The sequence below is a fragment of the Nostoc sp. T09 genome, from assembly GCF_002154695.1.
Classification (GTDB): Bacteria; Cyanobacteriota; Cyanobacteriia; order Cyanobacteriales; family Nostocaceae; genus Aulosira.
This window is the reverse complement of sequence record NZ_MTAV01000029.1, coordinates 12,314-38,960: the sequence shown is the minus strand read 5'-3', so window position 1 is coordinate 38,960 and position 26,647 is coordinate 12,314. Positions and strand designations below refer to the sequence as shown.

The window sequence follows — 26,647 nt, the reverse complement described above, 5'->3', positions numbered from 1 at the left end:
AAAACTCAGTACAGTTTTATTCCTTCTTCCCTGTTCCCTGTTCCCTGTTCCCTGTTCCCTGTTCCCTGTTCCCTCCCTACTTAAATAATTTCAGTAATCAAATCGGATTGCTATATATTACATAACATACACTGTAAACCGCACAAGATTATCCTGACCAAACTGCAATGAATCGCCATTGAGCAAACGATATTGCACACCAGGATTTAAAGGAGTGTTATTTAAATAAATACCATTTGTACTCATATCAACAATCATGTAAGCATTTTGCGACCAGTCCCAATAAATTCGCGCATGACGACGAGAAATAATTCCCTCATTGGGAAGGCCAGTTAAGTCAATTTCTGGTGGAACCGTCATACTTTGACTGCGGCGGCCAATGTAACCTGCTTCTCCAGACCACTGGAATTCTCTACCTGTAGTGTGAATTAGCTTCAGAAGTGGCAATCTTGGCGGTGGCGGAGTATATGCAGGCTGTACAGGTGGAATATAGGGAGGAACTCGTTGCTGATACTCTGTTGAATAATCGACAGGGGTTTGATAGGTGGGTGGAATTACTGCTGGTCGTTGAGGTTGAACAGGTTGTGGTGGAGTTGGTTGTGGTGGAGTTGGTTGTGGTGGAGTTGGTTGTGGTGGAGTTGGTTGTGGTGAAACGGGTCTAGTTGGTGTAGGTGTAATTACATTACCCAAAGGAGTTGAGCACCAAGGGCAAACCTTGGCATTGTTAGGTAAAGCGCGGTTAAAATATTCGCAATTAGGGTTAGGGCACCGATTTGCAGGCATAGGAATTTATATCATCAGGTATAGGTTGTAAAGGGATAAGACCTACTTTACTAAGTAAACACTGTCCCTGACGAGTAGTTAGTATCTCAGCAAATGTAGACCCAGACGACTGGCGACTTTTGTCTTTAGGGTACACTACAAATATAGGGTATCTCAAAGGATAGCTTTGAAAAGCATTTACATCAAAAAAATAGTTATCATGCTGGCACAGGTCATCTGATGTATTGATCGGGCGACGTTCACGCCGTTGAAATAGCGGTTGACTAGCTGGCTTGTTACCATCAACTATAGCTAGCGGATAGCCCGTACATTGGGCCCAAGTTTTACCAATAATACCAAAACCAATGATGCCAGTATTTCGTCCTTCGAGAATTTCTGTGCGTATCTGGTTTTGGGTTTTTGTTGTATCCAATTTCTCAACCTTGGCTGCAAATAAAGCTTTGTCTTGAGTGTCGTTTTTCAATACTATTTCTTGAAACTTTTGTATTGCTTCCGGTTCGGTAGGCGCAAAGGCTTTAACATCTAAATTAGGAAGATTAGAATTAATTTGCTGCCAATTAGTAATTTTGCCTGTATAAATTTGGCGCAATTGCTCAAGGGTAATTTGTCCTCTTAGCGCATTGGCTAGATTTGAATCTTTTTTATTAAATGCTACATATACAAGTAACCCATCATCAACAACTGCTTTTTGCTCTAGTTTATCTGTTATTTTATCCACTAAACTAGTAATTGCAAAGTCTTTCTTACCGATTGTGACTTCTTCTATAGGTTGCGTAAGATTATCTATATCTAATGAAGAAACTGGTTCGTAGGTGAATTCTGCTTTGACTTCTGGCTTGGGAGTTGTTAATAATTCTTCTAAACTATTATTATCAACCTGTTGTTTCAAAATAAAACTCCATGTTCCATTCTTTTCGCCTGTGTAGGTGAATTTGCCTGAAGGAACGTTGTTGACTTCAGAAAAATTGCGTACAAGCCCAAACCAAGTTATAAATCTGCTATTATCTTCTGGTTGATGACGCTGCCAAAGATAAAATAAAATTCCGCCTCCTAAAAATAGGAAAGCTAAAATTCCTAGCCAAATTAATTTAGTTCGTAAACCTTTGTCTTTTTCCTCTGAGTCAGGTAATTGCCTTAAACTACTTGCTTGATTTTCTTGAGGTAGTTGCAATAGGTCTTGGCGAGCAGCTTCAGCACTTGAAAAAGGATTTTCTAGACGCAGTAAGCGGTAAATAAACTTTTTTAAATCATGATCAGTATTGGGCCAATGTTCATTTTCTCTGGGGTCGAGAGGCTGATGAGAATAATCGGTAGTTCTTCCTACCCATAAATAAAAAGCCACTAATCCTAATGCTTCTAAATCTTGCTCTCGCTTAGAAGGTGCAGGTTGGGGGATAGAAGGAGGGATAAATACATTTTCCCAGATAGCTAAATCGTCAAAATATATATATTGTTGATTATTTTCGACTTGAATTAAAATGCTATCTAAACTGAGGTTTCCGTGGGCTAGTCCTTGCTGTACTTGATTTGAGGGGAACCGCAGCTTTTGGCTATGAAGAAATTCTAGAGTTTGGAGAGCCTGATTTAATACCTCACGTACTTGCGGCGCTGTCATTGACCCATGTTGGATAAGATATTGTCCTAAAGTCTGGGATGCTTCTGTTCCTTTAGTAATTAAATAACAACGTTCTCCTTTTTCATCTGCGATCGCTTCCCAAGTATTGACAAGCCGAAAATTAGGAGTTCTACTATCCGCTAAACTTACCCCTCCTACCCGCTTAAAAGTTTCCTTACGCTCAAGAGTCTCTTTTTCATTAAAACAACGACTAGGTAGCAGATATTCTTTAATGATTACAGGCTGTTGATCCTTAACTTGAATACCTGCGTATAACCGACCATTACCCCGCACTCCTAAAAAATTATTCACCTGATAAGTGCCCCAATTGCCTTTAATTTCTGCCTCCTGTGGTAAAGTTGCGGGAAAACCACATTCCAAACAAAACCTAGCTCCTTTGATTTCCTGTGCTGTTTGGAAAGGGCGATCGCAATTTAAAGGAGCGTTGTAAGAGCAAGGGTATTCTTGATAAAAATATTCAGATGAAGGCATAAGTATTGAAGGCAGAAAGCAGAAAGCAGAAGATAGTTTTATTGACTTTGTACACTACCCAGGAGGAGAAGGGGGACAAGGGACTGTGAGGAGAAATAATAAATGACCAATGACTAATGACCAATGACTAATGACAAATGACCAATGACTAATGACTCTTAAGCTTTCACAAGTCCTAACTTGAGCGCAGCTACAATAGCTTGAGTCCGGCTAGTAACTTTTAACTTCTCAAAAATGCTAGTGAGATGAGCTTTTACTGTAGCAACTGTTACATATAAATGCTTGGCAATTTCTTCATTGGAAGCACCTTGAGCTAACCAGTATAAAACTTCTTGTTCTCTTTCTGTTAAGTGTAGTTGATGGCAAGCTCTCAATGAAGAATCGGAATAAGCTTGAAAGAAACGGAAAAATCGGCTAGCAACTTCGGAAGGTAGGTAAATCTCTGATTTAATTACAGTATTAATAGCTTCACCTAGTTGAGTCGCCAAACGACTTTTAAACACGTAACCTGCTGCGCCTGCTTGCATAGCGCGGAAAATCCAATCATCTTCTTGGTGGGCTGATAACACCAAAACTTTGCCAGTATAAGCCGTTTCCTTAAGACGAACTAAAACGGTAATGCCATCACTACCGCTTAATTGTAAATCCAGTAAAATTAAATCTGGAGACTTCTGCTGTGTAAGTTTTAAAACTTGTTCTACAGAGTCTGCTTCACCTACAACCTCTATAGGTAATGCAGCATTAATATTATAAAAGTTGAGCAGGGTACGTATCCCTTGGCGAAAACGTTCTTCATCATCTACAAGTAAAACTGAAAGTTTTTGACTATTAACCATCTTTGACACTCCTAGACATTTTCGGTCGAGGCAAAATTACACAAAATTGCGCTCCACCTTGTGATACACTTTGTGCCCATAAGTTTCCGTGATGGTCTAAAACAATTTTTCTGGCAATAGTTAAACCCAGCCCCGTACCTCCTGGACGACGGGAATAAAAAGGAGTAAATATTTTTTTGATATCTTCCTGAGATAATCCTGTTCCTTGGTCAACAATTTTAATTAGAACTTCTTCTTGAAAAATCTGCCAATTACAAGTAATAGTTGTGGAATTAGGGCTAAAATAAACTGCATTACTCAGCAGATTATCGAAGACTTGCTTCATTTGCAAGCGGTCTATTACTAAATTTGTAGATGTATCAGGAATAGAAATTTTCAGCTGCTTTTGATTAAGCAGAGGTTGTAAAGCTTTGATACTTTCTAGTATTAAACTTCTCAGGTCTTGAGAAGTTTTTCTTAATTTCGCTGCTTGCCCACAATCTAGTAGCTCAGTCAAATTGCTATCTAAATCTTGGATACTATCACGGATAATTGTTGCTTGTTCTTGCCAGCGATTACCTGTTAATCCCAAATATAAATTATGGGCATAAAGCCCGATCATTGCTAGGGAATTACGCAATTGATGCCCTACTTTATGCAGAACTTGCTCCAATAATTCAATTTCAATTTTTTGTCTGCCATATACTAAATATATACTTGCATACTTACCAAGTAGCATTGCCGATTGTTGCACATATTTTTGCAAATCCTGAGAAAGTGCTTGCTCGGCAATTATTTGAATATATTCAGGTTTTTGATTTCGATAACCTATAGGGCAAATGTAAGAAATTTCTGAAAAATCATTTAATTTAAATTCTTGGAACTGAAATGCAGGAGGATATTCAGTAAGCCACTGTTCCGAACGCAGATAAGCTAACTTTTTTTGAGAAAAGGGCGTTTGCGTTTGAGCATAACTGATTACTTCTTGATGAGCTTTCAAGAGGCAATCATGGTAGACAATACGAGCAAATAAAATTGGGTACTGACTAGTTAACTGCTCAGATTGTAGCTGACAAAAACTTTGGATATTGAATGAATTCAAATCATTCAAGTCATTTTCTGCCTGCTGGAGAGAAAAGCCTATTGTCATAGCTTGACTCACTTTTTGCAAATAAAAATTTATACTTAAGCTAATAAATACACCCAGAAAATTTAGTACTGACTAATGCTTAACGAAAAAATCAGGTATGCAGGATGCGATCGCGAATGTAAGCTAAACACCTCCAGCCTTCGGTAAAAACTGCCTCTGTATTGCAGAACAGCATAAAACTATACAGGGCAAAAAATATTTAATTTTCTTGAAGACATCATCCATGAGGCGATCGCTAAAGCAAACTACCTCCTGGTTAAGGATTTTGGCAGGTGGGAAGTTAACTATAATAAAATATTATCATTTGCCCAAGGTTGAGTGCCGGGCGTTTACCAAGGTTAATAAGGTGTTGGCTTCTTAAATATTTCCATAATTGAGAATAATTAACTTTTATAAATAGTTTGTGATATTTTGACTTGACACAGGTTTTTATTAAATTAAGTTAGCTCAATCTAAATAAAAAATTAATAACTATGTAGGGTGGGCATTGCCCACCGTTGGAGATTGTTTCATAATTTTTGGTTAGGTAGTAGACAAACTTGTATCATCAGCAATTACATAAAAACTTAGTAATCTAAATTCTCTGCTACTACCTGCATATTATTTGTGCCATCAATTTATCTCTAGGCTAATCCTCCAACATCTCCAAAAACTCAGCCTCAGTTAACTGAGTAATTCCTAAAGCCTCAGCCTTGGCTAACTTAGAACCTGCATCTTCACCTACAAGCAAATAATCAGTTTTTTTACTCACTGACTCTGTCACCTTACCGCCAGCTTTTTGAATTAAAGCTTTCGCTTCATCTCGCTTTAAGGTAGGTAAAGTACCTGTGACGACAAAAGTTTTCCCAGCTAACTTTTGATTACCATCAGCAATTGTTGTTGTTTCTTCGCTAGTCGCTAATTGCAACCCTGCTGCTTCTAGGCGAGAAATCAAAGTTTGATTGGCATTAATTTGGAACCACTGGTGTACAGACTCGGCAATTTCCACACCAATACCATAAATACCTTCAATATCCGACTGCTTGGCTTGAGCTAATTTTTCTACACTCAGAAACTTCTCGGCGATCAATTGGGCATTCACACTGCCAACATGACGGATGCCTAAACCATACAACACCCGTGACCAAGGTTGGTTTTTCGATTGGGCGATCGCTTCGATTAATTTCTGTGCCGACTTTTGCCCCATCCTTTCTAATGCATATAGTTTATCTTCTGTCAAGTCATACAAATCAGCTACAGAATGTACCAAACCCTTATCAACGAGTTGATGTACTAGCTTTTCGCCCATACCTTTAATATCTAAGGCATCACGACTTACCCAATGTTCAATTGCCCCTTTAAGGATGGCAGCACAGGAAGCATTCACACATCTGGTAACAGCTTCACCTAACTCACGCACCACTGGCTGTCCGCAGACTGGGCAATGGGTAGGCATAACAAAGGGTTGAGTTTCCGAGGGACGGAGTTCTTTAAGTACTCGCACCACCTCCGGGATGATTTCCCCAGCTTTGCGGACGATTACAGTATCGCCAATGCGGATATCTAATTGCGCAATGCGATCGCTATTGTGTAAAGTAGCGCGGGAAACTGTCGTACCTGCCAGTTGTACTGGGCGCATCTCTGCTAACGGTGTTAACGCCCCAGTTCTGCCAACGTTCACCGCAATATTTTCAACGCGGGTAGGTGCTTCTTCGGCGGGATATTTCAACGCGATCGCCCAGCGCGGAAACTTCTGAGTAAAACCCAGCTGTTCTTGAAGTTTAAACGAATTGAGCTTCACTACCACCCCATCAGTCATGTAGGGTAGATTCAGCCTTTCTGTATCCCAATAATTGTAGTATTCGCCCACATCTGCCAAGGAAGGGCACAACTTGTGGTTGGGGTTGACGCGAAAACCCATCCTTTGTAACAATTCCAAGGCATCCCATTGCGTATTGGCAATACTGGCATCATCTCTGCCAGGAATGTGCAAAGTGTAGCCAAAGAAATCTAAGCGCCTGCGAGCTACAATTCGGGAGTCTAGTTGTCTGAGTGTACCAGCGGCAGCATTGCGGGGATTGGCGAATAATTGCTCGCCTGCTTTTTGCCTTTCTTCGTTGATTTGTTTAAACACATCCAACGGCAAAAACGCCTCACCCCTGACTTCTACCTTTTCTAAAATTTCTAACCCTTCAAAATTTAAGCGCAAGGGAATTGAGCGAATTGTCCGTACATTTTGGGTGATATCTTCACCCATCACGCCATCACCTCTGGTTGCACCCCTGGTAAGAATGCCATTTTGGTAGGTAAGCGCGATCGCAGAACCATCAATTTTGAGTTCCGTGACATACTCTACTGAGTCGATTTTTGGGGCTTGTCGCCGCCAACGCTGATCCCATGCTTGCAACTCATCAGTATTAAAAGCATTCTCCAAACTGTATAAGGGGATATTATGCCGCACCGATGTAAACTGTGTTGCTGGTCTTTCACCCACGCGCTGAGTCGGACTATCGGCTGTCACCAGTTCTGGATACTGCATTTCTAGTTGTTGCAACTCTCGATACAGCTGGTCATAGACTGCATCCTCCATGATGGGTGCATCTAGAACGTAATAAGCATAGCTAGCTTGCTGCAACAACTGGCGTAGTTCTTCTACGCGCTTGATTTCTGGCTGACTCTGTATCATTGACTTTTTGCAAAATACTTAGCGAATAGAATTTAACGATGAAGCCTGTTGAGGCATGTTTAGTTAGTATAGCTACTGACTTTTATTTTGTGAGTATCAATATACTTGGGCAAGAAATTGGGGAGCTATCTTACGTCTGCAAGTTTAGATAAAAATCGGGTTTTGCCAATAATTAATTACACAATATCATTGCGAATGTAGCGTTCGCCCTACAGCCCTTTGGGCATCCTACGGCAGGCGTTCCCGTTCCCTCTTCGAGGGAACGGGAACGACTTCGTCGAACGCTCGTAATGACGGAATTCCGTGACTTTTGCGTAAGTCCTATCAAATTCAGCAACGTTATATTTTTTGGTGAGGGCTAAATTACTCCTTCGTATTGAACACCTGTGTTGCCAGCAACGCTAACGCAGCTGTACCCGCGATCGCACCCCATTGGAGCAGAGGATTTTTATCCAACCAATCGGTAATGCTAGGTATAACTTGGTGGCTAAAGTCCCCGTCAATTCTCTCGTCTTCAGGAACAGGTTGGTCAAAACTGTTGGGTGCATCTACAGACTTTGGCTCATCACTACGTTGCAAGTTGAAGCCGATGAGCAGTAACAGTGAATCTACTAACGGTGGTGAGATGCGCTGTAGTAAATCTAGTGCCTTGGCTGCATCCCCAACCAAGAAGTCACGAGTTGGATGTTCAGCTGCGTAGAGTATAGCATCAGCTACAAGCCTAGGATCATAGTAGGGTGGGATTCCGGCTGGCTTCACACCTAACTTAGTGCGAGCGTGATTCCAGAATGGTGTGTTGATAACTGCTGGCTTTATGCTCGTCACACTGATGGGAAGTTTCTCGTGTGCTAGCTCAACACGCATCGCTTCAACAAAGCCTTCTATACCATGCTTGGCTGCGGAGTATGCACTCTGGTATGGCAATGCACGCCTGCCTTCAATTGAAGATATATGAATCAGTGCCCCTCGCCCTTCACGCTTGAGATGGGGTAGCGCTGCCATCGCCCCGTATACTTGCCCCATGAGGTTAACGTCAATGATGCGCTCAAACTCCTCAGGTGTATAATCCTCAAACAGCGCGAACAAAGCGATCGCGGGAACATGTACCCAAGTATCAAGCCGTCCATATACCTCTACAGTTTTATCTGCGATCGCCTTTACTTGCTCAAATTCCTGGACATCGGCTACAAAATAAGTTGCCTCTGCGCCAAAGCTTTGAATTTCTTCAACTAAAGATTTGAGCTTTGATTCACCGCGCGCCGAGACAAGCACTTTTGCCCCTCGCTTGGCAAACTCAAGAGCTGTCACACGTCCAATACCGCTAGAGGCTCCAACGACCGTAACGACCTGCTGATTGATTGGCTTTAATTGCATAGATGCTGCTCCTACAAAATAAAAATATAAAAATTCGTCAAATTTAAAGCTCTGAAGCCAGAAACTGGTTCACTGCGTCGGTAAATAATTCGGGACGCTCGACTTGGGGTAAGTGACCACAATCAGGTATCAAAGCTAAATGTCCTTGCTGTAGACGCTTGACTCCATCTTGAGCTTGGTAATTCGGTAAAACGTAGTCATTAATACCCCATACGACCAGGGTCGGCATCTGTACCTGCGGTAACGAATCGAGAATAATCTGCCGCTGTCCTAATACATATAGTTGAGAACGCAGTATAGATAAATTTGCTTCCAAAAAGCCAGGAACAAGCCCCAATCGCTCTTGTTCTGCCAGCCATGCAGTAGGCACTTGGGAGGGATTAGCAAAAAGTAACGCTGCCCGCGACCAAGCCCTCTGCTTTGCACCCAAAGGTGTTTTGCTCCAGGCGATCGCCAACTCCCCATACCAGGGCAAACTTAAATTTGACAGCACTGGGTTGACCACTTGGCTAAATCCCATACTGTCTACTAGTACTAATCCTGCCACTCGTTCGGGATTTGACAGCGCAAAGCGGAGGGCAATCAAACCACCTAAAGAATTGCCCACTAGCACTGCCCGTTGGATCTCTAGCGTATTGAGAAAATTGGCTAAGAACTGTGTCAGAAATTCAAGCGAATACTCACGGTTGGGTTTAGCACTATCGCCAGAACCTGGAAAGTCTGGGGCTATAACACGATGCGTAGTTCCCAAGGTAGGTACTACCCAAGACCAATCAACAGCGCTATCACCAACTCCATGTAGCAGCACCAACGGCGGATCAGCCTCACCTGCTGACAAGTAGCGAATATTTAGTCCATCTACATCTATTTGCTGCTTTTCAAATCCCATGTTCACAGTTACTCCACTAGATTGAATGCGTTTATAAGGGGATGAGGAAGATGAGGAAGTAGGGGAGAAGAAATTTTTTATTTAATGCCCCATGCCCCATGCCCATTCCCCTATGTGTGATGAGCACCGTTAACTCGCATAACTGTACCAGTGACATAGCTGCTAGCTACTGGCGAGAGTAAATACGCTACTGCCCAAGCAACTTCTTCTGGTTTGCCAAAGCGAGATAGCGGAATCTCAGACAAAATCCGCTGCTTAATTTTGTCGGAAATTGGTTTGAGCATATCAGTCTCAATAAACCCTGGTGCGACAGCATTAGCCCGCACTCCGTAACGCGCTGCTTCTAAAGCCAGAGATTTAGTTAAGCCAATCGTTCCTGCCTTCGATGCGGCGTAGTTTGTCTGACCGAGATTTCCGCGTTCGCCAGAGATTGAAGTGATACAAACAACAGAGCCAGAACGCCGTTCGTACATCTTGGGGATAACAGGTTTTAGGGTGTTGTAGACTCCTTTCAAGTTAGTATCAATTACTTCATCCCAGTTCGCCGTAGTCAGTTTGGGAAAAAAATTGTCTCTGGTAATCCCGGCATTAGCTACAATCCCGTAAATTGGGCCAAGTTTGTCCTCAACCTTTTGAACTAACGCTTCCATACTTGCTTCATCGGTGACATCGGCTGGAATTGCCAGAGTTCCCATCAGTCCATTTTCATCATGACTGCGATAGGTATAAGCTACTTTGCTTCCCAATTCCAAAAGCAAATTGACGATCGCAGATCCGATTCCTCTATTACCACCAGTTACCAAAACTACTCGATCTTCCAACCCCAAAGATGCCATAAGCTTAATTACGAATTACGAATTATCTCAGCCTCTCTAATGCGATCGCGGTACCGCCACCAGTACCATGACAAACTGCTGCCAATCCCAACTGCCCATTTTGCTGTTGCAAGGCGTTGAGCAGAGTTACGATGATTCGCGCTCCCGAAGCGCCTATAGGATGTCCTAAAGCGATCGCACCTCCATACACGTTTAATTTTTCATAGGGAACGCCCAACTCGCGATTGAACAATACATTGCTGAGAGCAAACGCCTCGTTGTTCTCAAACAAATCAAAATCGTAGATTTTCATTTTCAGCTTGTCTAAAAGCTTGTTCACCGCCAAGATGGGAACTTCAGGAAATCGCCAAGCTTCTCCTCCTATCCATACTCCGCTAATCAGACGTGCTAGAGGATTGAGTTTGTAGCGTTCCACCGCTGTTTTACTTGCCAAAACTAAAGCTGCTGCTCCATCAGATATCTGACTACTATTACCAGCTGTAAATACGCCATCTTCTCTGAAAGTAGGCTTCAGTCCCGCAAGACTTTCTAAAGTAGTTTCGGGACGAATTCCCTCATCTTTGTCTACGAGTTGTGAACCTTTTTTGCCAGCGACTTCAATTGGTACAATCTCCTGCTTAAACAAGCCTTGCTCAGTCGCTTGGGCTGCTCTAGTTTGGGAAAATAAAGCTACTTCATCCAACTCAGCCCGGGTAATTTGGTAAGCAGTCGCTAGCTGTTCTGCTTGTTCTCCCATCGTTTCGCCACTCATGGGATCGGTGAGTCCGTCATGAAGCAAAACATCGGTAAGTTGTTCTGGTGAACCCAGCAAGGATTTGTATCCCCATCTGGCTCGTTGCGATAGCAAAAATCCTGTCTGGGACATAGATTCCATGCCTCCAGTCAGTACTATCTCAGCTTCACCAGAACGAATCGCAGTTAGGCCGTTGATCGCACTCATCATTCCTGATGAACACACCATATCCACCGCATACCCGTTGACTTGCTGGGGAATCCCTGCCTTAAAAGCTGCTTGACGGGGCAATGACTGCCCATGTCCTGCTTTTAGTACATTACCAAAAATGTACAAGTCTAAAGCTTCCCCTGATACTCCTGCTCTTTCCAAGGCTGCACGCATGGCGATCGCACCTAAGTCTACTGGCGAGAAATTAGCCAGAACACCTCCAAACTTACCCAATGGTGTGCGTACTGCTGAGATAATATAAACTTCTTCCATACTCATCATCCCTTTTGTTGGGAAATTAAGAATTGAAAATAATCAAATAAGGGTGAATATTTTAACTTAATTACTATTGATATATTTGGTAAAAAACATTTTTACTTTAATATTATATTTCAATTTTATTCTTATATTAAAAAGGTAATAGCCATTAGCTATCTAATAAAATTTTACGTCAAGATTTTTATTAACAAATCTTTCTTAGGAGGTAAATAAAACTTTATTTAATAAGCTAAGTATTAATATGAAATAGAGAGCAAAAACCTCAGCCAAAGGAAAATTATTATGGATTTTTTCAATAGCTTTGAGCCGTTTTTTAGACAGGTCAGCGAAGCCCAGAGAATGTTTTTCAATAACTGGGAATCGACAATGTCAAGTATGCGGAATATGAATTTAGGAAATCTTCCTGAGAATGCCGAGAAGACATTGCAACTCCAAGAAGAGTTAGTTAAAAGTTCTTTAGAATTGCAAGAGCAACTCAGTCGATTCTCCATTGATACTCAAAGAAAATTGTGGGAGAGTTATTTTAGAATGCTCCACAAATCCTAAGTTAAACGGAAATATAAAGGATGAAGAAAGAAAAATTTGCTATTTTAAAATTCAAGCTTCATCCTTTTTTTGCTCTTTAACTAAAATTATAAATATATATTTAATATATCAAATATCCTGAATAAATATCATCCCAACCTTAATAAAGCTCCTCAGCAAAGCCTTGAGGAGCTTTTGAACTCTAAAACAGTGAATGACTAAAATAACATAACTCTAATAATTGGTAGAATCTTCTGTCCAAAGAGATGCGCTTATATTAAGTAAACTTGTATTCTAGAGTACAAAAATTTGCAACAAGGCAATATTTTATGCTCGCGCCTTCAGCCAATCTACAATCGTTGGCGGTAGATCTTTCTGTACTTTACTGCTCACATACATCCCAATATGTCCAACTGGAAACGATCGCACTGTATAGTCAACGCTACCAACGTAGTTCTCAAGTGCTAAAGATGATGCTGGAAGAACTAGATGATCCTGCTCGGCGTAAATATTTAAAATTGGGATGCGGATATTCCCTAAATCTACTCGCTTGTTACCAATCTCGATTTGGCCTTTAATTAGTTTGTTTCCTTGGTAAAAGTCCTTAATAAACTCTCTAAAAGCTTCTCCTGCTTGATCTGGGCTGTCAAAAATCCATTTTTCCATGCGGAGAAAATTGAGCAGTTTATCCTCAGACTCAAGAATATCTAGTAGATCGATATACTTTTTCACGCCTAACTGAAAAGGCTTGAGCATTACGAAGACAAAGTTCAGAAAATCGCCAGGGATGTTACCTAATGTATCAACCATGAGATCCACATCTAGTGCTTGTGACCCTACAGTACTTCCACTCCAAACATTGAGCAGCCCTTCATTGATGTGAAAATCGACTGGGGTAACCATAGTAATCAGGTTTTTTACCTTTTCTGGGTAAAGGGAACTGTAACAAAGGCTGAAGGTTCCCCCCTGACAAATCCCCAATAAATTAATCTGCTCTAAGTTATGGCGATCGCGTATGACATCTACACAGTTATTGATATACCCATCAATGTATTTATCAATAGTCAGCCAGCGCTCATTTTCATTGGGATATCCCCAGTCAATCAAGTAAACATCCAAACCCAGTTTAAGCAAATTAGCAACAAGCGATCGCCCTGCTTGTAAATCTACAATGTCAGGACGGTTTACTAGAGCATAAACTATGAGAACAGGGATATTCAAAGATGAAGGCACAGCTGACTTATAGCGGTATAGCACCACCTTATCTTCTCGATAAATCTCTTCCTTCGGTGTCACCCCAACCTGAATCTTCTCTTTGTACAAATAGTTCAAGAGATTAATCAGATTTATTTGGGAAGATATTTCCAGTAGTTGGAAAAATTCTTTTGACAGTTGTTGCTGATGTGGCCAGTAATTTATGGCTGTGTTCAAGAATTTACCTTGAACTAAAACGGCATCTTCTGAACGTAACTTCTGGGCAAATTCTCGGTCAAAGACACTACTCCAGACTTGCAAAAACTCCTCACCTTTAACTTGCTCAGATATCAACTCCTGAATTACTTCTGTAAATGCTTTTACCCAAATATTAGCTAGCACTAACTGATAGTCAAAGCTAGCTTGAGAGAAGTTAATCCAAGCATTAATACTTTTAAAGAGTTGATTCAGTTCATGGGCATATTCTTGCTGTGCCACCATCAAGTCCACTCTCTATGCATTTTGAGTTTGGGGAGTATTATAAATACCCCAATATTCAATACCTCTGTCGAGTAATATTGGTTCAGCACGATGAATTTCTGCTTCTGTGCCATCAACTATGAGCAAATAATAACTCTGCTGGAGGCGATCGCTATAAACTCTGGCTCGCTCTTCCGGGATACCTAAATCACCTAATGCTTTCAGCAAATTCTGATTTGCGGCTGCGCTTACAGCAACACCTGCCACACTGCTAACTAATGCTACACCCACAGAACCAGCTGCCAGCACAGCGCCTAAACCGGGAAGTGCTAGACTGCTCAAACCAACTAAGAAGCTACCCCAAGTAGTAGCTGTTAGTGTATCAGCTACTGGGCCTGTCGTATTTACATCTTGATCGCCAATGCGATCACCGAAGGTGGGGCGTGGCCCATCGCTCATCTGCGCCTCGCCCAAGTGTTCGCCCTGCTCTACATCTTTAGCAATAACAGAGACTTGCTCCATCGGAAAGTTCGCTGCTTTCAATTCATTAATTGCTTGCTCTATTTTTTGAGAATTGACAAATACTCCTAAGGCATGTGCCATTGAAACATTCCTTAATAAATCTACTACACCCAAATGTTAATAACTATTGCGATCGCAGTTCTCTGTCTTTTGGGGGGTCTGAAAGTGTCACAGGAAGTATCTCTAGGTTTGTCTAAATAACATCAGGAGCTTCATCAACAAATCTCGCTGAATCTCGTGTTGTCGTCGTTTACTTACTTCAGACTCAGGTTTGAGATGACGCAATCTCCTGATGCTATCCCTTTACTTTTTGGTAAACAGCCTCTTATTGTTCTTCACTTCTAAAGACAGATGTGAGAGCAGATTTAATCGAACCTCCCGCTTCTTTAAGTTTTTGAGCGATGGGTTCCTCACTATGCAAAAACACACGCGCACAGTTGCGTCCCGGCATTCCGGAGATTGAACCACCTGGATGAGTCCCCGCACCAGTAAGATACAAGTTCTCAATAGGAGTTTTGTAGTTAGCTAATTCCGGTAACGGACATTAAGAAGTGCTAAAGACATCTAAATCTTTCGCGGGTTATGTAGCAGTCATATTTGATTTTTGAAATTATTTGTATAGATAGGTAATAATACCAATTTGAAAAATGATTGCGACAGATGAAAATCTGAAACGCCTATCTAAATAGATGTTTCACAATCCAAAATCTAAAATCCAAAATGGTATAAGGAACAGAGAAGCGACTGACCTGAGCGCAGCTTTAACCACGTATCCCAACGAGGAAGCAAGCTACGCCTAGCGTCTGGTAGAGAAGGAGCCTTACCATGAAGGAGCGACTGCGTTCTCGTTGGGCGATCGCCTTCCCATAGGGTAGATAATGGTGTCTACTTATACTTCGCGCACAGGCTTCCCGAGGAGATTTTCAGAGAAATTATCAGTGTTTACAAACAATTTAGGATTGCTGGAATATTTATCAATTTTAGGCATTTTAAACTAGTAACAACAGATTTTGTAGTCAATTCTCTCTTAAAAGCTATGCCAGGTGATTTTATTTGAAATTGCAGCCAAATCATCAAAATATATCTAGCATTAAAATAATTAATATGGAGCTATGATTTTGATGTTAAGCAGTAAAAAAATGTATATTAAAGTTCAGTAAAAATTTATTATTAACTTTTGTCTCAAGTATGCCATAATGTCACGAGCCGAAAGGTAATACCTAATTGAATGCCTCTAACTACCATAGAGGTAAATTGCTCATTTGGGGACAAGCAAGCTCTACATTTAGTTATTTATTACTAGGGCAGAGTTTGATTGGCAGTTAGTCAAGAGTTTTAGGTATTTATACTATATCTGACTCTGGGAATATTGAGCAAGAGGCAAGTTTTTCAAAATTTTTTCTACAGCAGATTTAGGAATATATAGCGATGAATTTATTGGAGTTAGCGAATAACGCGATTGATTTAAAATCTCATGGCGATCATAAGACAAATTTAGACTTAATTGACGCGGCTTATCCACGTCCACAGTTGCGGCGAATTTCTCCCAGAGATTCTACGCGATCGCAGTGGCAAAGTCTTAACGGTCTGTGGAAGTTCGCATTTGATGACCAAGGCAAATGCGCTCACCCCAGAGACCTGAGCCAATGGACACATGATATAGAAGTTCCCTTTGCTCCCGAATCTATCAAAAGTGGGATTGCTGATACTGGATTTCATCCCAATTGTTGGTATGAGCGGGAATTTGCAACACCGCCAGGTGAAGGCAGGTTATTACTGCATTTTGGGGCTGTGGACTATCGCGCTCGTGTCTGGGTCAACGATCAATATATCGGTGAGCATGAAGGCGGACACACCAATTTCACGATGGACATTACTGCTGTCTTAAATGACAGTGGCATGACAAAAGTGACAGTCTGGGCGCAGGACGATCCTCATGATCTTGCCAAGCCTCGTGGTAAGCAAGATTGGCAACTGGAACCGCACAGTATTTGGTATCCTCGCACTACTGGAATTTGGCAGACAGTCTGGGTGGAACGTGTGGGAATGAGTTACATAGATCACATCCGCTGGACTCCCGACTTTGAGCGCTGGGAAATTGGTTGTTATGCGGCGATCGCAGGTGATACTCCGGCATCGGGTATCCAAATGAAGATGAAATTGACTGTTGGCGATCGCATCTTGGCTAATGATACCTATGAGGTATTCAATGGCGAGATTAACCGCCGCATTTCACTTTCAGACCCAGGTATCGACGATTACCGTAATGAATTGCTATGGAGTCCGGAAAAACCCACATTAATCACTGCTGTTATTCAGTTGTGGGATAATGGTCAACTGATAGATCAGGTAATATCTTATACAGCGTTGCGGACTGTGAGCATACAGCGCGATCGCTTTATGCTCAACGGTCGTCCTTACTATTTGCGCTTAGTTCTCGATCAAGGCTACTGGACCGATAGCCTGATGACTGCGCCCGATGACCAGGCGTTGCGGCGAGATGTAGAACTTGCAAAAGCAATGGGTTTCAACGGAGTCCGCAAGCACCAAAAAATTGAAGACCCCCGCTTTTTATTTTGGGCAGACGTGTTGGGGTTGTTAGTATGGGAGGAGATGCCCAGCGCTTATCGCTTCTCCCCGAAAGCAGTGGAACGCATGACGCGCGAATGGACGGAAGTCATCAAGCGTGATGTCAATCACCCGTGTATTGTGGCTTGGGTACCATTTAATGAGTCTTGGGGAGTGCCAAATCTGGTTGAGACAAAGGCTCACCGGAACTATGTTTTAGCCATGTATCACTTAACCAAGACCCTTGACCCGACTCGCCCAGTGATTGGTAACGATGGCTGGGAAAGTACAGATACTGACATTCTCGCCATCCATGACTACGACACCAATCCCCTGCATTTGGCTCATCGCTATGGGCCAGAAGTAAAGCTATCAGATTTATTTAATCGTCAGCGTCCCGGAGGACGTATCCTCACACTGGACAACTATCCCCATCAGGGACAGCCAGTCATGCTGACCGAATTTGGTGGGATTGCCTATGCTCCAGAAGACAAGCCTGATACTAACAAAATTTGGGGATATGAGCGCTGCTGGAATCTCTCTGAGCTAGAAATCAAATACACTGCTCTGCTGGAAAGTGTGAATAACATCGATATATTTAGCGGTTTTTGTTACACACAACTCACCGATACCTTCCAAGAAGCTAACGGGTTGTTGTACGCCGATCGCACACCGAAGATTCCACTAGAGACGATACGCCTTGCCACTCTTTCAGGAGGATTATGTACTCCCACAAGTTGTTAAAGCCAGATGGCCGCCAACTGACTTTATATAGTCGCTACCCGATTGCTAATGACATAAAGGCTCCTAGTCCCAGTAATGAGCCAGTGCAAGCAAATCCCCACCTGCGCTGGCATCCCTTACGTGGCGAATGGGTAGCTTATGCCAGCCACCGTCAGGGGCGGACTTTCATGCCGCCCCCAGAATATAACCCCCTCGCACCCACCAGCAACCGGGAGTTTCCCACAGAACTACCTCAAGGGAACTATGACATAGCAGTGTTCGATAACCGCTTTCCATCAATGGCAGTGGCGGCACACAATCCACCAGCTAGCATTGTGGAAACTTTACCTGCTAATGGTGCGTGTGAGGTAGTGGTTTTTACCCAAGATCCCCATGCTTCCCTCAGTTCCTTAGAATTAGCTCACCTAGATTTACTGTTGCAAGTGTGGGGCGATCGCACCCGTGAAATTGGCGCAAATCCCCAAATTCAGTACGTGCTGCCGTTTGAAAATAAAGGTGTAGAGGTAGGCGTAACTTTACACCATCCCCACGGGCAAATTTATGCTTATCCTTTTATACCGCCTGTCCCAGCAAGAATGTTGGAGATGCAGCGGCAATTTTATCAGAAAAATCAGCGGGGTTTGTTAGCAGATTTAATTCAAAAAGAGATAGCTGACAACCAACGAATTATTTATCAAGATGAGGAAGCGATCGCATTCGTCCCTGTATGTGCGCGTTACCCCTATGAAGTTTGGATTGCTCCGATACAACCAGTACCCACATTTTATGACCTGAGCGCAAAGCAACGTCAGGGACTAGCCAGGGCATTAAAAACTGTCACTCTCAAATATGATGGTTTGTGGAATCGCCCATTTCCTTACCTGATGGCTTGGTTTGGTGCGCCAACAGACGGCAAAGCCCATCCAGAAGCGCATTTACATGCCCAGTTTTATCCACCCTATCGCACCAGCGACAGGCTGAAGTATTTAGCAGGAACTGAACTCGCAGCCGGAATGTTTGCCAATGATGCCTTACCAGAGGAGAAAGCGAAGGAGTTACAAGCTGTAGCTGTCAATATCGAGTATCAATCCTTGATTAATATTTAAGGTGATATTCTCTGAGTGCTTTGGTGTTTAAAAAATTTTGTTTTTTACTACTAAAGCACTTACACACTATCAAAATTTCTTTTTAAGCCACTTTTGCACTAGTGGTATACCAATACGGTTCGGTTAAGGGGAAAAGGGAAAAGGGAAAAGGGGAAAGGATTAAATTCACCCTTAACCCTTTTTCCCTTACCCTTTGCCCAAACTACAAGGGGAATGAAAAGTGCTTATCCGAACTGTATTGAGTGGTATACCACATTAATTACCAGAGGTTATAGAACCCCGACTTCTTTGAAGAAGTCGGGGTTATAAACACCTACGGCTCATCAAAATTATGTGGTGGAGTACTATTTTCGAGGTTGCTTCACTAGGCGATCGCTCTATTTACAATTGACTTGTATTGAGCGAAACTTGATGTAAATGGTTATATATATTATTGTGATACCTAAAATCAACCCTGAGATAGGAGAAAAATTTTGAGACTACTTTATAAAAGTAATAATCCCCCAGAAGTAATTTTAGCAATTTCCGTTATTCTCTTGTATAAAAGTTAGAAATTATTTGCCAAAAGTATTTATTATAATTAAAGTTACTAATACCAATTCTATGTGAGGCTGCACATTAACGCCCTCAGGCTGGAAGCCATTGGCTCTACATACAAAGCCTGACGACCCAGGCTAATTTATATGCACTTTCAGATGAAATTGGTATATAGCGTTTCCTAATCATATGAGCTATATCATAGTCTCCTCCTCGCTTGCGGGGAGGGGGTTGAGGATGGGTTCTTGTACCTCACTCAACCGAGGAGAAACGCTATAACAAGTTTTATATATAAAACAAAATTGTCTTTAAATTGGCATTTTTGGTTGAGATACCAAGCACAGCTATATGGCACATTTTTTTGTGAAATGTAGTTCATATTTAATACTTATTATGGACTATTACGACTGATATAAAAGCGATTTTAAAGCGATAAAGCTGATAGATGAAAGCCTCTATAAAATCACAAATTAATATTAATAGAGGCAATATTTGCTATGAAAGTTTTACTTTTTAAATGTTAACCAAATAATATGGAACCGCACCAAGAAGATGCCATTCTGCTAGAAGAAAGTTCTCTTCCCCCTATTCCTATTCAAGAAATCTCAGAGGATAGGGCATTAACAGAAACGGTACTATCTCAGACTCCGAAACGGTTTTTGAAATTTATTTCTAAGGCAGAAATTCGGACAAGCCTAAAGGCTTTAACTTTTGAGAGTGTTTTCGCTACGATTTTTTATAGTATTATTGGTGGCGCGTTGCTCAGTAATTTCTTACTAGAGTTAGGTGCTGGCCCAGTAGAAATTGGTTTGCTCGCCGCTATTCCTCAGATGGTGAATCTGCTCCAACCACTGGGAGCGTATTTGGTAGACCGAAGTACTAGCTTCCGTTGGTATTTCCTATGTATATTCATCCCGTCGCGGCTACTGTGGTTGATTTTAGTGCCAGCGATTTGGTTGGTCACATCATCTCATATCGCTGGGCAGCAAGTAGTGCTGTTGACATTGGGAATTCTCTTAGGAGCTAATATTATCGAAGCTTTCGGTCGTGCGCCCTGGCTTGGTTGGTCAGCTGTGTTAGTACCTCAGCGATTGCGGGGGCGGTATTTCGGCTTTCGCAATAGTATTCTCGGCTTGACAAACTTTGTTACTGTGCCACTGCTGGGGCTGGCGGTATCCGCTTGGCCCGGTGGAACACTTCAAGGTTACAGTGTGGTTTTGATTCTCGGAATCATCCTGGGATTAATCAGTGTGGGTTGTCAGATGTGGATGACTGATGTGAGTCCACAACTTTTAAAAGTCGCGCATTCAGACACATCCCAACCGCAGTCCCAAGGGATAGACTTTAGCTTTTTAAAAGATGCCAATTTTTTAAAGTTTGTGCTTTACCTGAGCATCTGGTGCTTTGCTGTTAACGTTAGCGCTCCCTTCTTTAACCTCTATCTGCTCGATGACTTGGATATAGATATTAGTGTGGTAACCATTTATAACGGTCTAGGAACTGCTGCAAATATGCTAATGCTGCTTTTGTGGGGCAAATTAGCCGACCGGGTTGGGAATCGACCGCTACTGCTATTGGTGGGAGTCTTAGTTGCGGTGACACCTCTACTGTGGCTTTTAGTTAGAAGTGATGAAATTTCCTTTTGGGTCTGGTTACCCTTGTTGCACATGCTAGCTGGAGGGACATGGGCAGCAATTGACCTGTGTACCAACAATTTGATGATGGGAATAGCACCGCTGCGTTATCAGTCCAATTACTTTGCGATCGCGGGGGCAATTGCTGGTATTACTGGAGCAATCGGTACCACTATCGGTAGTTTTCTAGCAACTCTGCCTGGTACTGCGGGTTTGCTGGGGTTGTTTGTGCTCTCAGGCTTACTACGCATGGCTGCACTTGTGCCTTTAATTTTTGTTCAAGAACAGCGCTCTACACCATTGGGTCAGCTAATGCGAGTCCTATTCCCAATCAAGCAGCCCACAGATTTAATGGAAGCAGAGTAACTCAGAATTTGCAGCATTCTCAATAACCGTAAGGTGGGCACTGCCCACCCTACAAAAATCGCAACAAAGCAACTCGTGAAAGATGTAAGCCTCCGCCCAACGTCCTTAAGCGATCGCACAAATGAAAGAAACACTTCCTCCCTCTTTCCCTGTTCCCTTGTTTTACAGCAAATTTCAAGTTAGTGAAGTACAGATCCTAGGCTTCAAACCCAAGCATAAAGACTGTTTTACTTCTGAATTCTAACTCCTGAATTCTGCTGTATTTCAACCAGATCCCAGCAAAATATACAATCTCTGAGCATCACGAATCGCATGACCATCGGGATCATTGTTGAAGTACACGTAAACGTCAATTCCCTGGGTCAGAAAGGAACGGATACGTTCAGCCCATACAGATAACTCTTCATCGTTGTAACCAACGTTCCATTGCCCACTGTGCATCCGAATATAAGTCCAAGAGGTAGTCAAACAAACATCAAGGGGAACTGTTGGGCTGACAGGTAGACAAAGGGCTACACCTGCACTTTCTAATAGTTTGTAAACTTGGGGAATCAACCAACTTGGATGACGGAATTCCAGTGTAAATCTTTGTTGTGGATAGGTTTGTAATAATTTTAAAAAGGGCTGAAGACGCTCAATATTAATGTGCCAAGTATGAGGAAACTGAAATAAAATAGGGCCGAGTTTTTCTTGCAATCCAGATGCTCGTTCCATTAACCGAGATAGCAGCTCTTCCGGGTCTTTTAGCTTTTTCATGTGGGTGAGATAGCGGCTACCTTTCACAGCAAACACAAACTCAGATGGTGTTTGCTCGTGCCAAGTTTCAAACACATATCGCTCTGGCAAACGATAAAAGGAAAAATTAATTTCTACAGTAGAAAAGCGTTGAGCGTAAAATGAGAGTTGCTGCTCACTAGGTAAATGTGTTGGATAGAAAATGTCCATCCAATGCTTATAAACCCAACCACTAGTACCGATTTGCAGCTTACTCATTCAGTTGTCTCAGTTATATTTTCTCTTGTAAACCACCAAGCCCAAGCAACTAACAGAGCCTGAAAAGGAAGCCGCAACCAAATTAGTGGCGGATCGTGTGGTAATGCTGCAACTTCAATATTATTTACTGCCTGATAGAGATTAGCTGGAAAAACAACAATATAAAGTACAACCAGAAGCCATGCAGCAAAACGGCTAACCCCAGGAATTAATAATCCTATTCCCGCCAAAACTTCCAAAAATCCGCTAGTGTAAACTAATGGCAAATGGTAAGGAAGGTAGTCTGGCACAATCTTCTCAAATCCTCCTGGGTGAGTAAAGTGCAATAAACCAACTACTACCATCCCAATTGCAAGTATGATTTGGAAGACTATTTTGTACCTTCTCATATTCTAAATACTTACCTCACAGCTAGATTCAGCTAAACTTTTTAGCCTCAAAAACTGCTGACGCATCATCACTAAATCTCCCCAAGGCAGAATATAGCGTATCCATGACCAAAAACTATTCCGGGGATAGCGAATATGTCCTTTAAGAATTAGGCGACTAGTGTTTTCTGATAGTGGAGAAACTATATAACTCGCTGCAATATTACCAAACATAGTAATGGCTTTCTCATCATCCATTACTATTGTTAAATGTCGATTTTTTTCAAAATCAACGAGTTTAAAAACGCCCATTACTCTTTGACCAAGTGCTAAGTTTTCTAGACCTGGAATTAGTTGTTTTGGGCTTGGAGGGTTTGATATTGAATCTTGAACCGGAAAAAATATCCTTTCGAGGCGGTCAATCCAGTCATAACTGTATGATCCAACCTTAAGTTGGCATAGCCATCGAAATAAAACCTGAGTTGGTGCTTTTACATTTATGGCTCGGAAATAGGCCTCATCACTATTTTCTATATATTGGTCACAGGGAAACGACATCAGCCTTTCTTCAGGCGTAGACCCCCAAGTGTATGCAATACCTCGATTTAAATTGGAGCTTTCCATTAGTCAGAGTTGAGATATGCGTTACGCGCTTTCAGAATTAGTACGCAGCTTGGTGCGTGTGTAATTACACTATCCATCACCATTTGCACAGCTGTATCTAAGGGGATATGAAGTGTTTTTATCGACATTGATTTACTCCATAGCTGGTTGAGTTCGAGCATAAGAGTTTAGAAATATACCGAAGAGAATTGCAAAAGTAAGGTCAATGATACCTGGAAGTAAATAAAAGGGGTGAAGATTGTTTACCAAAGTGTGATAAGCCAGCACAATGAATACAGAACATTGGGCGATAATTCCCAGTTTTACAATGCCATGATTGCGAGAGATGTCGTTACCAACCCACCAATAGCCAATCCCGATAACAAATACCAACATCAGAAATAAATGTGAATATTCAGTATTGATCAGGGGTTCCTCACCAAGTAACCCACGAATCCATTGGTCAGATAATAGCAAAAACACAGATTCAACCCAATTAATTACAGCTTTGAGTTGAAATATATACTTCCAAGTCGTTTGATTATTCATAATTGCACACAACGCCAGAATTGTTTTGATGAGAAACCGTGGTTAGTTTTTAGGTTACAGCCACATCATTTGAAGCAGCTATCTGCTCTTGTAGCTTGCTTTTAACTGTTTTAAACTCGGTAGCTATTTGCTTTTGCTGTTCATGGCTAAAGTTGTGACAAAGTATGGGGAATATATCTTTTTCTTCTTGATTAATATGAGTTCGTACCGCAATTCTTAGCTGCTCAACTTTTGCTTTAAATTCAGATGAAGAGGGGTTAAGAAGTTTAATTTCATCTAACATCTCCATCACTTCATCGGTTTGAGCGTATATCTCATCTGTATGTTCGTAATAGGGACGAACTGCTGGATACATTACTTCTTCTTCAGCCATCCCATGAACTTTTATATCTTTATAGAGTTGCCCAAAATACTCTTGAATTTTTTGAGGATCGTCAGTACTGAAAATTTCTACAAATAGAATATCAGCCTTAGTATGATCCATCAGAAGTAGGTCACGGATGCTCATCTCGTGATCGCTGCGTGTTACTACACTACCCACCACACCGGTTAAGGCTGCAACAGCATCTTCAACCCTGGCCCATAGTCCTTGCTTTGGCTGTTTTCCTGTTAGTTCACGAACACCCAAAATCTCGATAATTCCTTTAAGTTGTTCTTGATGAGCGCGGTTTTCAAAGTTAACTGTATTTAAAGGAGTGATAGTAGCTTCAATATCAGCACCAACAACTTGAGCGGCTTTGTGGGTTAGTAGTCCAGCCATCGTTTGTTTATGCTTGAGTAATTCATGCTCTCGTACTTTCTCAAACAAATTTAGTTCGGAACTTTCCATAAGTTCTTGAACTTGCTCAATCATTTTTTGGGTGGTTTTTTTAGGCTCTCCCTTAACACCGTATTGAACAATTACAGTATCAATAACACCCTGATTTTTTTGATCGTCTTTGAGCATATCCTCTAGACGCTCACGAATATCATCATCAGTGCAATCTTTGATAAATCGCTGCTCATTGTTAATCAACAGATTTTGCAGTGCTTTCATATCTGCTAATTGTGTTGCAATTGCCAGGCGCTTGATGTCATCAAGAGTTGTAACCATTTTTTAAACTCCTCTCGCTCATTTTAAGGCTAGTGGCTTATTACTAAATTCTTGGAGTTGAACTTGAATCCAATTACCACCTCTAGCTGTACATTGGGGGCAAATATCTCCATAACCGTCGCCTTGGTCATTACATATAATTAATCTTGCTGCCAGCATCTGAAAAGTTTGGTGGCAAATCAGGCATACTTGGCTACTTTTGTCTGTATTGCATTCTATTTGAAATTGCATATTTATTCTCCTTGTTAAATGGATTTAAATAAATTTATATCTAACATAGTTCTTGAGATATTTGACATCTATAATATGAAGTGAATAATGTAAAGATTGAATGTGAGCTTGACTACAATTTGATTTGTATAGGATTCATACTTGATTCCTGAAATATACGTAGGATGGGCAGTGCCCACCTACATATACGCAGATTTTTCAATAATCAAATTGGATTCCTATATGAAAAATATAATGTTGTTTACTATTAGTTGAAATTAAGCCAAAGCAATTTCTATTAAGCATGAAATTTGCTAATTTTCTAATTAAAATACATCTGTTATCTCTTGAGAAAACAGATAAAATGACTCACTTTAAAATTATTAAAGTCTCTGAGAAACCGCACCCTAAAAGGGATGCGGTTGTTAATAGAAAAAGCCTTCTTTGAGCGATACGTGATTTATTTCTGGGTAAAGACAGCCACCTTGTCTTGACCTTCGGTCATATAAGCACAAGCCATATGTGATGAGTTATACGCCCAGCCTACACGTCCTTGGCGGTCTACGAGGATGCACCCAGCTTCACCTTTGACTTTAGATTTCAAAGCCTCAATTGCCATCTGTGCTGCTTCGTCTGGGTGTCTTTCTCCAGTTAAGAAATCGATCGCAGTTTTAGCCAAAACCACCGGGATAATCGACTCGCCATCACCTGTTGTTGAGCAAGCGCCGAGCTTATTATCAGCGTATAAGCCAGAGCCAACAACCGCAGTGTCACCGACGCGACCTTGTTGCTGGTTCGTAGTACCGCCAGTTGAAGTGCCGGCAGCTAAGACACCGCTAGCATCCAAAGCTACACAGCCTACAGTATTAGGACGATCAATCACTTTCTGATCTTCCTGCCACTGCTGCCACTGCTCATCAGCTATTAAGTCTTCTTTTTTACACAGTTCGGCTCCATTTTCGGCGGCGAAGCGTTCTGCACCCCGTGCTACTAGTAGCCTGGGTTTTTCATCCATAATTTTGCGTGCTACCGAAATAGGATGGCGGATGCCTTGAACGGCTGCAACTGCTCCCCAACTTAAAGAGCCTTCCATCATCGCCGCGTCCATCTCCACCTCTCCGTCGTTGTTGAGAGTTGCGCCCAGACTGGCGTTAAATGTCGGGTCGGCTTCTAGTACCCGGATGGCTGCTTCAACTGCTTCTGCGGCAGTACCACCGCTAATCAATACTGCCCAACCAGCTTCTGCTGCTGCTGTACAGCCTGCATTGTTAGCTGCAACTTTATCTTCTGTGATGGTTTTTGCTCCACCGTGAACAATGATAGTCGGTATCATAG

Annotated in this window: 23 protein-coding genes and 1 pseudogene; 4 read left to right on the top strand and 20 right to left on the bottom strand. The window is 41.9% G+C overall.

Going from position 1 to position 26,647, the window contains the following annotated elements; all coding sequences use genetic code 11:
* Positions 1-117: 117 nt before the first annotated feature.
* The 9 genes from BV372_RS08595 to BV372_RS08555 form a co-directional block, all read right to left on the bottom strand.
* A complete protein-coding gene (locus BV372_RS08595) occupies positions 118-783 on the bottom strand; it encodes an FHA domain-containing protein (protein ID WP_086685860.1) in 666 nt (221 codons plus the stop codon).
* Complete coding sequence (locus tag BV372_RS08590; protein ID WP_086685858.1) at positions 761-2,890, bottom strand: substrate-binding domain-containing protein; 2,130 nt, start codon at positions 2,888-2,890, stop codon at positions 761-763. The genes BV372_RS08595 and BV372_RS08590 overlap by 23 nt, the downstream gene beginning before the upstream one ends.
* Before the next feature lie 158 nt (positions 2,891-3,048).
* Positions 3,049-3,726: a response regulator transcription factor gene (locus tag BV372_RS08585; protein ID WP_086685856.1), complete on the bottom strand. Its 678-nt coding sequence runs from the start codon at positions 3,724-3,726 to the stop codon at positions 3,049-3,051.
* Positions 3,719-4,855, bottom strand: a complete 1,137-nt coding sequence (locus BV372_RS08580) for a sensor histidine kinase KdpD (RefSeq protein WP_086685854.1) — start codon at positions 4,853-4,855, stop codon at positions 3,719-3,721. Before BV372_RS08580 ends, BV372_RS08585 begins: the two co-directional genes overlap by 8 nt.
* Before the next feature lie 628 nt (positions 4,856-5,483).
* Positions 5,484-7,520, bottom strand: coding sequence for an NAD-dependent DNA ligase LigA (gene ligA / locus BV372_RS08575; RefSeq protein ID WP_086685851.1), 2,037 nt, complete (start codon positions 7,518-7,520; stop codon positions 5,484-5,486).
* Positions 7,521-7,883: 363 nt separating this feature from the next.
* Positions 7,884-8,894, bottom strand: coding sequence for an SDR family oxidoreductase (locus BV372_RS08570; RefSeq protein ID WP_086685849.1), 1,011 nt, complete (start codon positions 8,892-8,894; stop codon positions 7,884-7,886).
* Positions 8,895-8,937: 43 nt separating this feature from the next.
* Positions 8,938-9,783 (bottom strand): alpha/beta fold hydrolase, encoded by an 846-nt coding sequence (locus BV372_RS08565; protein ID WP_086685848.1) that lies wholly within the window; start codon positions 9,781-9,783, stop codon positions 8,938-8,940.
* Between the two features lie 110 nt (positions 9,784-9,893).
* Positions 9,894-10,619, bottom strand: a complete 726-nt coding sequence (locus BV372_RS08560) for a beta-ketoacyl-ACP reductase (RefSeq protein ID WP_086685846.1) — start codon at positions 10,617-10,619, stop codon at positions 9,894-9,896.
* Positions 10,620-10,641: 22 nt separating this feature from the next.
* Positions 10,642-11,835 (bottom strand): thiolase family protein, encoded by a 1,194-nt coding sequence (locus tag BV372_RS08555; protein ID WP_086685844.1) that lies wholly within the window; start codon positions 11,833-11,835, stop codon positions 10,642-10,644.
* A 288-nt stretch (positions 11,836-12,123) separates the two neighbouring features.
* Between BV372_RS08555 and BV372_RS08550 the strand changes: the two genes are divergently transcribed.
* On the top strand, positions 12,124-12,387 hold the full coding sequence (locus BV372_RS08550) for a hypothetical protein (protein ID WP_086685842.1): 264 nt from the start codon (positions 12,124-12,126) through the stop codon (positions 12,385-12,387).
* A 306-nt stretch (positions 12,388-12,693) separates the two neighbouring features.
* On the opposite strand, the gene phaC is transcribed toward BV372_RS08550, so the two are convergent.
* From phaC to BV372_RS08535, 3 genes and pseudogenes are all read right to left on the bottom strand, one after another.
* Positions 12,694-14,061 (bottom strand): class III poly(R)-hydroxyalkanoic acid synthase subunit PhaC, encoded by a 1,368-nt coding sequence (phaC, locus tag BV372_RS08545; RefSeq protein ID WP_086685841.1) that lies wholly within the window; start codon positions 14,059-14,061, stop codon positions 12,694-12,696.
* Between the two features lie 12 nt (positions 14,062-14,073).
* Positions 14,074-14,643, bottom strand: coding sequence for a hypothetical protein (locus BV372_RS08540; protein ID WP_086685839.1), 570 nt, complete (start codon positions 14,641-14,643; stop codon positions 14,074-14,076).
* 244 nt (positions 14,644-14,887) lie between these two features.
* A pseudogene (locus BV372_RS08535) lies at positions 14,888-15,103 on the bottom strand (NAD(P)/FAD-dependent oxidoreductase); the annotation flags it as partial.
* Between the two features lie 887 nt (positions 15,104-15,990).
* Between BV372_RS08535 and BV372_RS08530 the strand changes: the two are divergent.
* The 3 genes from BV372_RS08530 (at position 15,991) to BV372_RS08520 (ending at position 21,496) form a co-directional block, all read left to right on the top strand.
* Positions 15,991-17,874 carry a glycoside hydrolase family 2 protein gene (locus tag BV372_RS08530; RefSeq protein WP_086685837.1) on the top strand — a complete coding sequence of 628 codons (1,884 nt, stop codon included), beginning with the start codon at positions 15,991-15,993 and terminating at the stop codon, positions 17,872-17,874.
* Positions 17,853-18,959 (top strand): galactose-1-phosphate uridylyltransferase, encoded by a 1,107-nt coding sequence (galT, locus tag BV372_RS08525; RefSeq protein WP_086685835.1) that lies wholly within the window; start codon positions 17,853-17,855, stop codon positions 18,957-18,959. The genes BV372_RS08530 and galT overlap by 22 nt, the downstream gene beginning before the upstream one ends.
* A gap of 1,070 nt (positions 18,960-20,029) precedes the next feature.
* Positions 20,030-21,496 carry an MFS transporter gene (locus BV372_RS08520; RefSeq protein WP_086685832.1) on the top strand — a complete coding sequence of 489 codons (1,467 nt, stop codon included), beginning with the start codon at positions 20,030-20,032 and terminating at the stop codon, positions 21,494-21,496.
* A 264-nt stretch (positions 21,497-21,760) separates the two neighbouring features.
* Here the strand turns inward: BV372_RS08520 and BV372_RS08515 are convergent, their stop codons facing one another.
* The 8 genes from BV372_RS08515 to BV372_RS08485 all read right to left on the bottom strand — a co-directional run bounded on the left by BV372_RS08515 (position 21,761) and on the right by BV372_RS08485 (position 26,645).
* Complete coding sequence (locus BV372_RS08515; protein WP_086685830.1) at positions 21,761-22,489, bottom strand: DUF72 domain-containing protein; 729 nt, start codon at positions 22,487-22,489, stop codon at positions 21,761-21,763.
* A complete protein-coding gene (locus BV372_RS08510; RefSeq protein WP_143845033.1) occupies positions 22,486-22,878 on the bottom strand; it encodes a DoxX family protein in 393 nt (130 codons plus the stop codon). Before BV372_RS08510 ends, BV372_RS08515 begins: the two co-directional genes overlap by 4 nt.
* 3 nt (positions 22,879-22,881) lie before the next feature.
* On the bottom strand, positions 22,882-23,415 hold the full coding sequence (locus tag BV372_RS08505) for a hypothetical protein (RefSeq protein ID WP_179198014.1): 534 nt from the start codon (positions 23,413-23,415) through the stop codon (positions 22,882-22,884).
* Positions 23,416-23,480: 65 nt separating this feature from the next.
* Positions 23,481-23,609 carry a hypothetical protein gene (locus BV372_RS37440; RefSeq protein WP_256973122.1) on the bottom strand — a complete coding sequence of 43 codons (129 nt, stop codon included), beginning with the start codon at positions 23,607-23,609 and terminating at the stop codon, positions 23,481-23,483.
* 4 nt (positions 23,610-23,613) lie between these two features.
* Positions 23,614-24,009, bottom strand: a complete 396-nt coding sequence (locus BV372_RS08500; RefSeq protein ID WP_086685825.1) for a hypothetical protein — start codon at positions 24,007-24,009, stop codon at positions 23,614-23,616.
* A 49-nt stretch (positions 24,010-24,058) separates the two neighbouring features.
* Complete coding sequence (locus BV372_RS08495; RefSeq protein WP_086685824.1) at positions 24,059-25,102, bottom strand: hemerythrin domain-containing protein; 1,044 nt, start codon at positions 25,100-25,102, stop codon at positions 24,059-24,061.
* Between the two features lie 18 nt (positions 25,103-25,120).
* Positions 25,121-25,333, bottom strand: coding sequence for a hypothetical protein (locus tag BV372_RS08490; protein WP_086685821.1), 213 nt, complete (start codon positions 25,331-25,333; stop codon positions 25,121-25,123).
* A 439-nt stretch (positions 25,334-25,772) separates the two neighbouring features.
* Positions 25,773-26,645: an isoaspartyl peptidase/L-asparaginase family protein gene (locus BV372_RS08485; RefSeq protein ID WP_086685819.1), complete on the bottom strand. Its 873-nt coding sequence runs from the start codon at positions 26,643-26,645 to the stop codon at positions 25,773-25,775.
* Positions 26,646-26,647: the final 2 nt, after the last annotated feature.

What these genes read in the sequence shown, in the direction of transcription:
- BV372_RS08595 (WP_086685860.1), bottom strand. Translation starts at nt 783, where the DNA reads ATGCCTGCAAATCGGTGCCCTAACCCTAATTGCGAATATTTTAACCGC.
- BV372_RS08590 (WP_086685858.1), bottom strand. Translation starts at nt 2,890, where the DNA reads ATGCCTTCATCTGAATATTTTTATCAAGAATACCCTTGCTCTTACAAC.
- BV372_RS08585 (WP_086685856.1), bottom strand. Translation starts at nt 3,726, where the DNA reads ATGGTTAATAGTCAAAAACTTTCAGTTTTACTTGTAGATGATGAAGAA.
- BV372_RS08580 (WP_086685854.1), bottom strand. Translation starts at nt 4,855, where the DNA reads ATGACAATAGGCTTTTCTCTCCAGCAGGCAGAAAATGACTTGAATGAT.
- ligA (WP_086685851.1), bottom strand. Translation starts at nt 7,520, where the DNA reads ATGATACAGAGTCAGCCAGAAATCAAGCGCGTAGAAGAACTACGCCAG.
- BV372_RS08570 (WP_086685849.1), bottom strand. Translation starts at nt 8,894, where the DNA reads ATGCAATTAAAGCCAATCAATCAGCAGGTCGTTACGGTCGTTGGAGCC.
- BV372_RS08565 (WP_086685848.1), bottom strand. Translation starts at nt 9,783, where the DNA reads ATGGGATTTGAAAAGCAGCAAATAGATGTAGATGGACTAAATATTCGC.
- BV372_RS08560 (WP_086685846.1), bottom strand. Translation starts at nt 10,619, where the DNA reads ATGGCATCTTTGGGGTTGGAAGATCGAGTAGTTTTGGTAACTGGTGGT.
- BV372_RS08555 (WP_086685844.1), bottom strand. Translation starts at nt 11,835, where the DNA reads ATGGAAGAAGTTTATATTATCTCAGCAGTACGCACACCATTGGGTAAG.
- BV372_RS08550 (WP_086685842.1), top strand. Translation starts at nt 12,124, where the DNA reads ATGGATTTTTTCAATAGCTTTGAGCCGTTTTTTAGACAGGTCAGCGAA.
- phaC (WP_086685841.1), bottom strand. Translation starts at nt 14,061, where the DNA reads ATGGTGGCACAGCAAGAATATGCCCATGAACTGAATCAACTCTTTAAA.
- BV372_RS08540 (WP_086685839.1), bottom strand. Translation starts at nt 14,643, where the DNA reads ATGGCACATGCCTTAGGAGTATTTGTCAATTCTCAAAAAATAGAGCAA.
- BV372_RS08530 (WP_086685837.1), top strand. Translation starts at nt 15,991, where the DNA reads ATGAATTTATTGGAGTTAGCGAATAACGCGATTGATTTAAAATCTCAT.
- galT (WP_086685835.1), top strand. Translation starts at nt 17,853, where the DNA reads ATGTACTCCCACAAGTTGTTAAAGCCAGATGGCCGCCAACTGACTTTA.
- BV372_RS08520 (WP_086685832.1), top strand. Translation starts at nt 20,030, where the DNA reads ATGGAACCGCACCAAGAAGATGCCATTCTGCTAGAAGAAAGTTCTCTT.
- BV372_RS08515 (WP_086685830.1), bottom strand. Translation starts at nt 22,489, where the DNA reads ATGAGTAAGCTGCAAATCGGTACTAGTGGTTGGGTTTATAAGCATTGG.
- BV372_RS08510 (WP_143845033.1), bottom strand. Translation starts at nt 22,878, where the DNA reads ATGAGAAGGTACAAAATAGTCTTCCAAATCATACTTGCAATTGGGATG.
- BV372_RS08505 (WP_179198014.1), bottom strand. Translation starts at nt 23,415, where the DNA reads ATGTCGTTTCCCTGTGACCAATATATAGAAAATAGTGATGAGGCCTAT.
- BV372_RS37440 (WP_256973122.1), bottom strand. Translation starts at nt 23,609, where the DNA reads ATGTCGATAAAAACACTTCATATCCCCTTAGATACAGCTGTGCAAATG.
- BV372_RS08500 (WP_086685825.1), bottom strand. Translation starts at nt 24,009, where the DNA reads ATGAATAATCAAACGACTTGGAAGTATATATTTCAACTCAAAGCTGTA.
- BV372_RS08495 (WP_086685824.1), bottom strand. Translation starts at nt 25,102, where the DNA reads ATGGTTACAACTCTTGATGACATCAAGCGCCTGGCAATTGCAACACAA.
- BV372_RS08490 (WP_086685821.1), bottom strand. Translation starts at nt 25,333, where the DNA reads ATGCAATTTCAAATAGAATGCAATACAGACAAAAGTAGCCAAGTATGC.
- BV372_RS08485 (WP_086685819.1), bottom strand. Translation starts at nt 26,645, where the DNA reads ATGATACCGACTATCATTGTTCACGGTGGAGCAAAAACCATCACAGAA.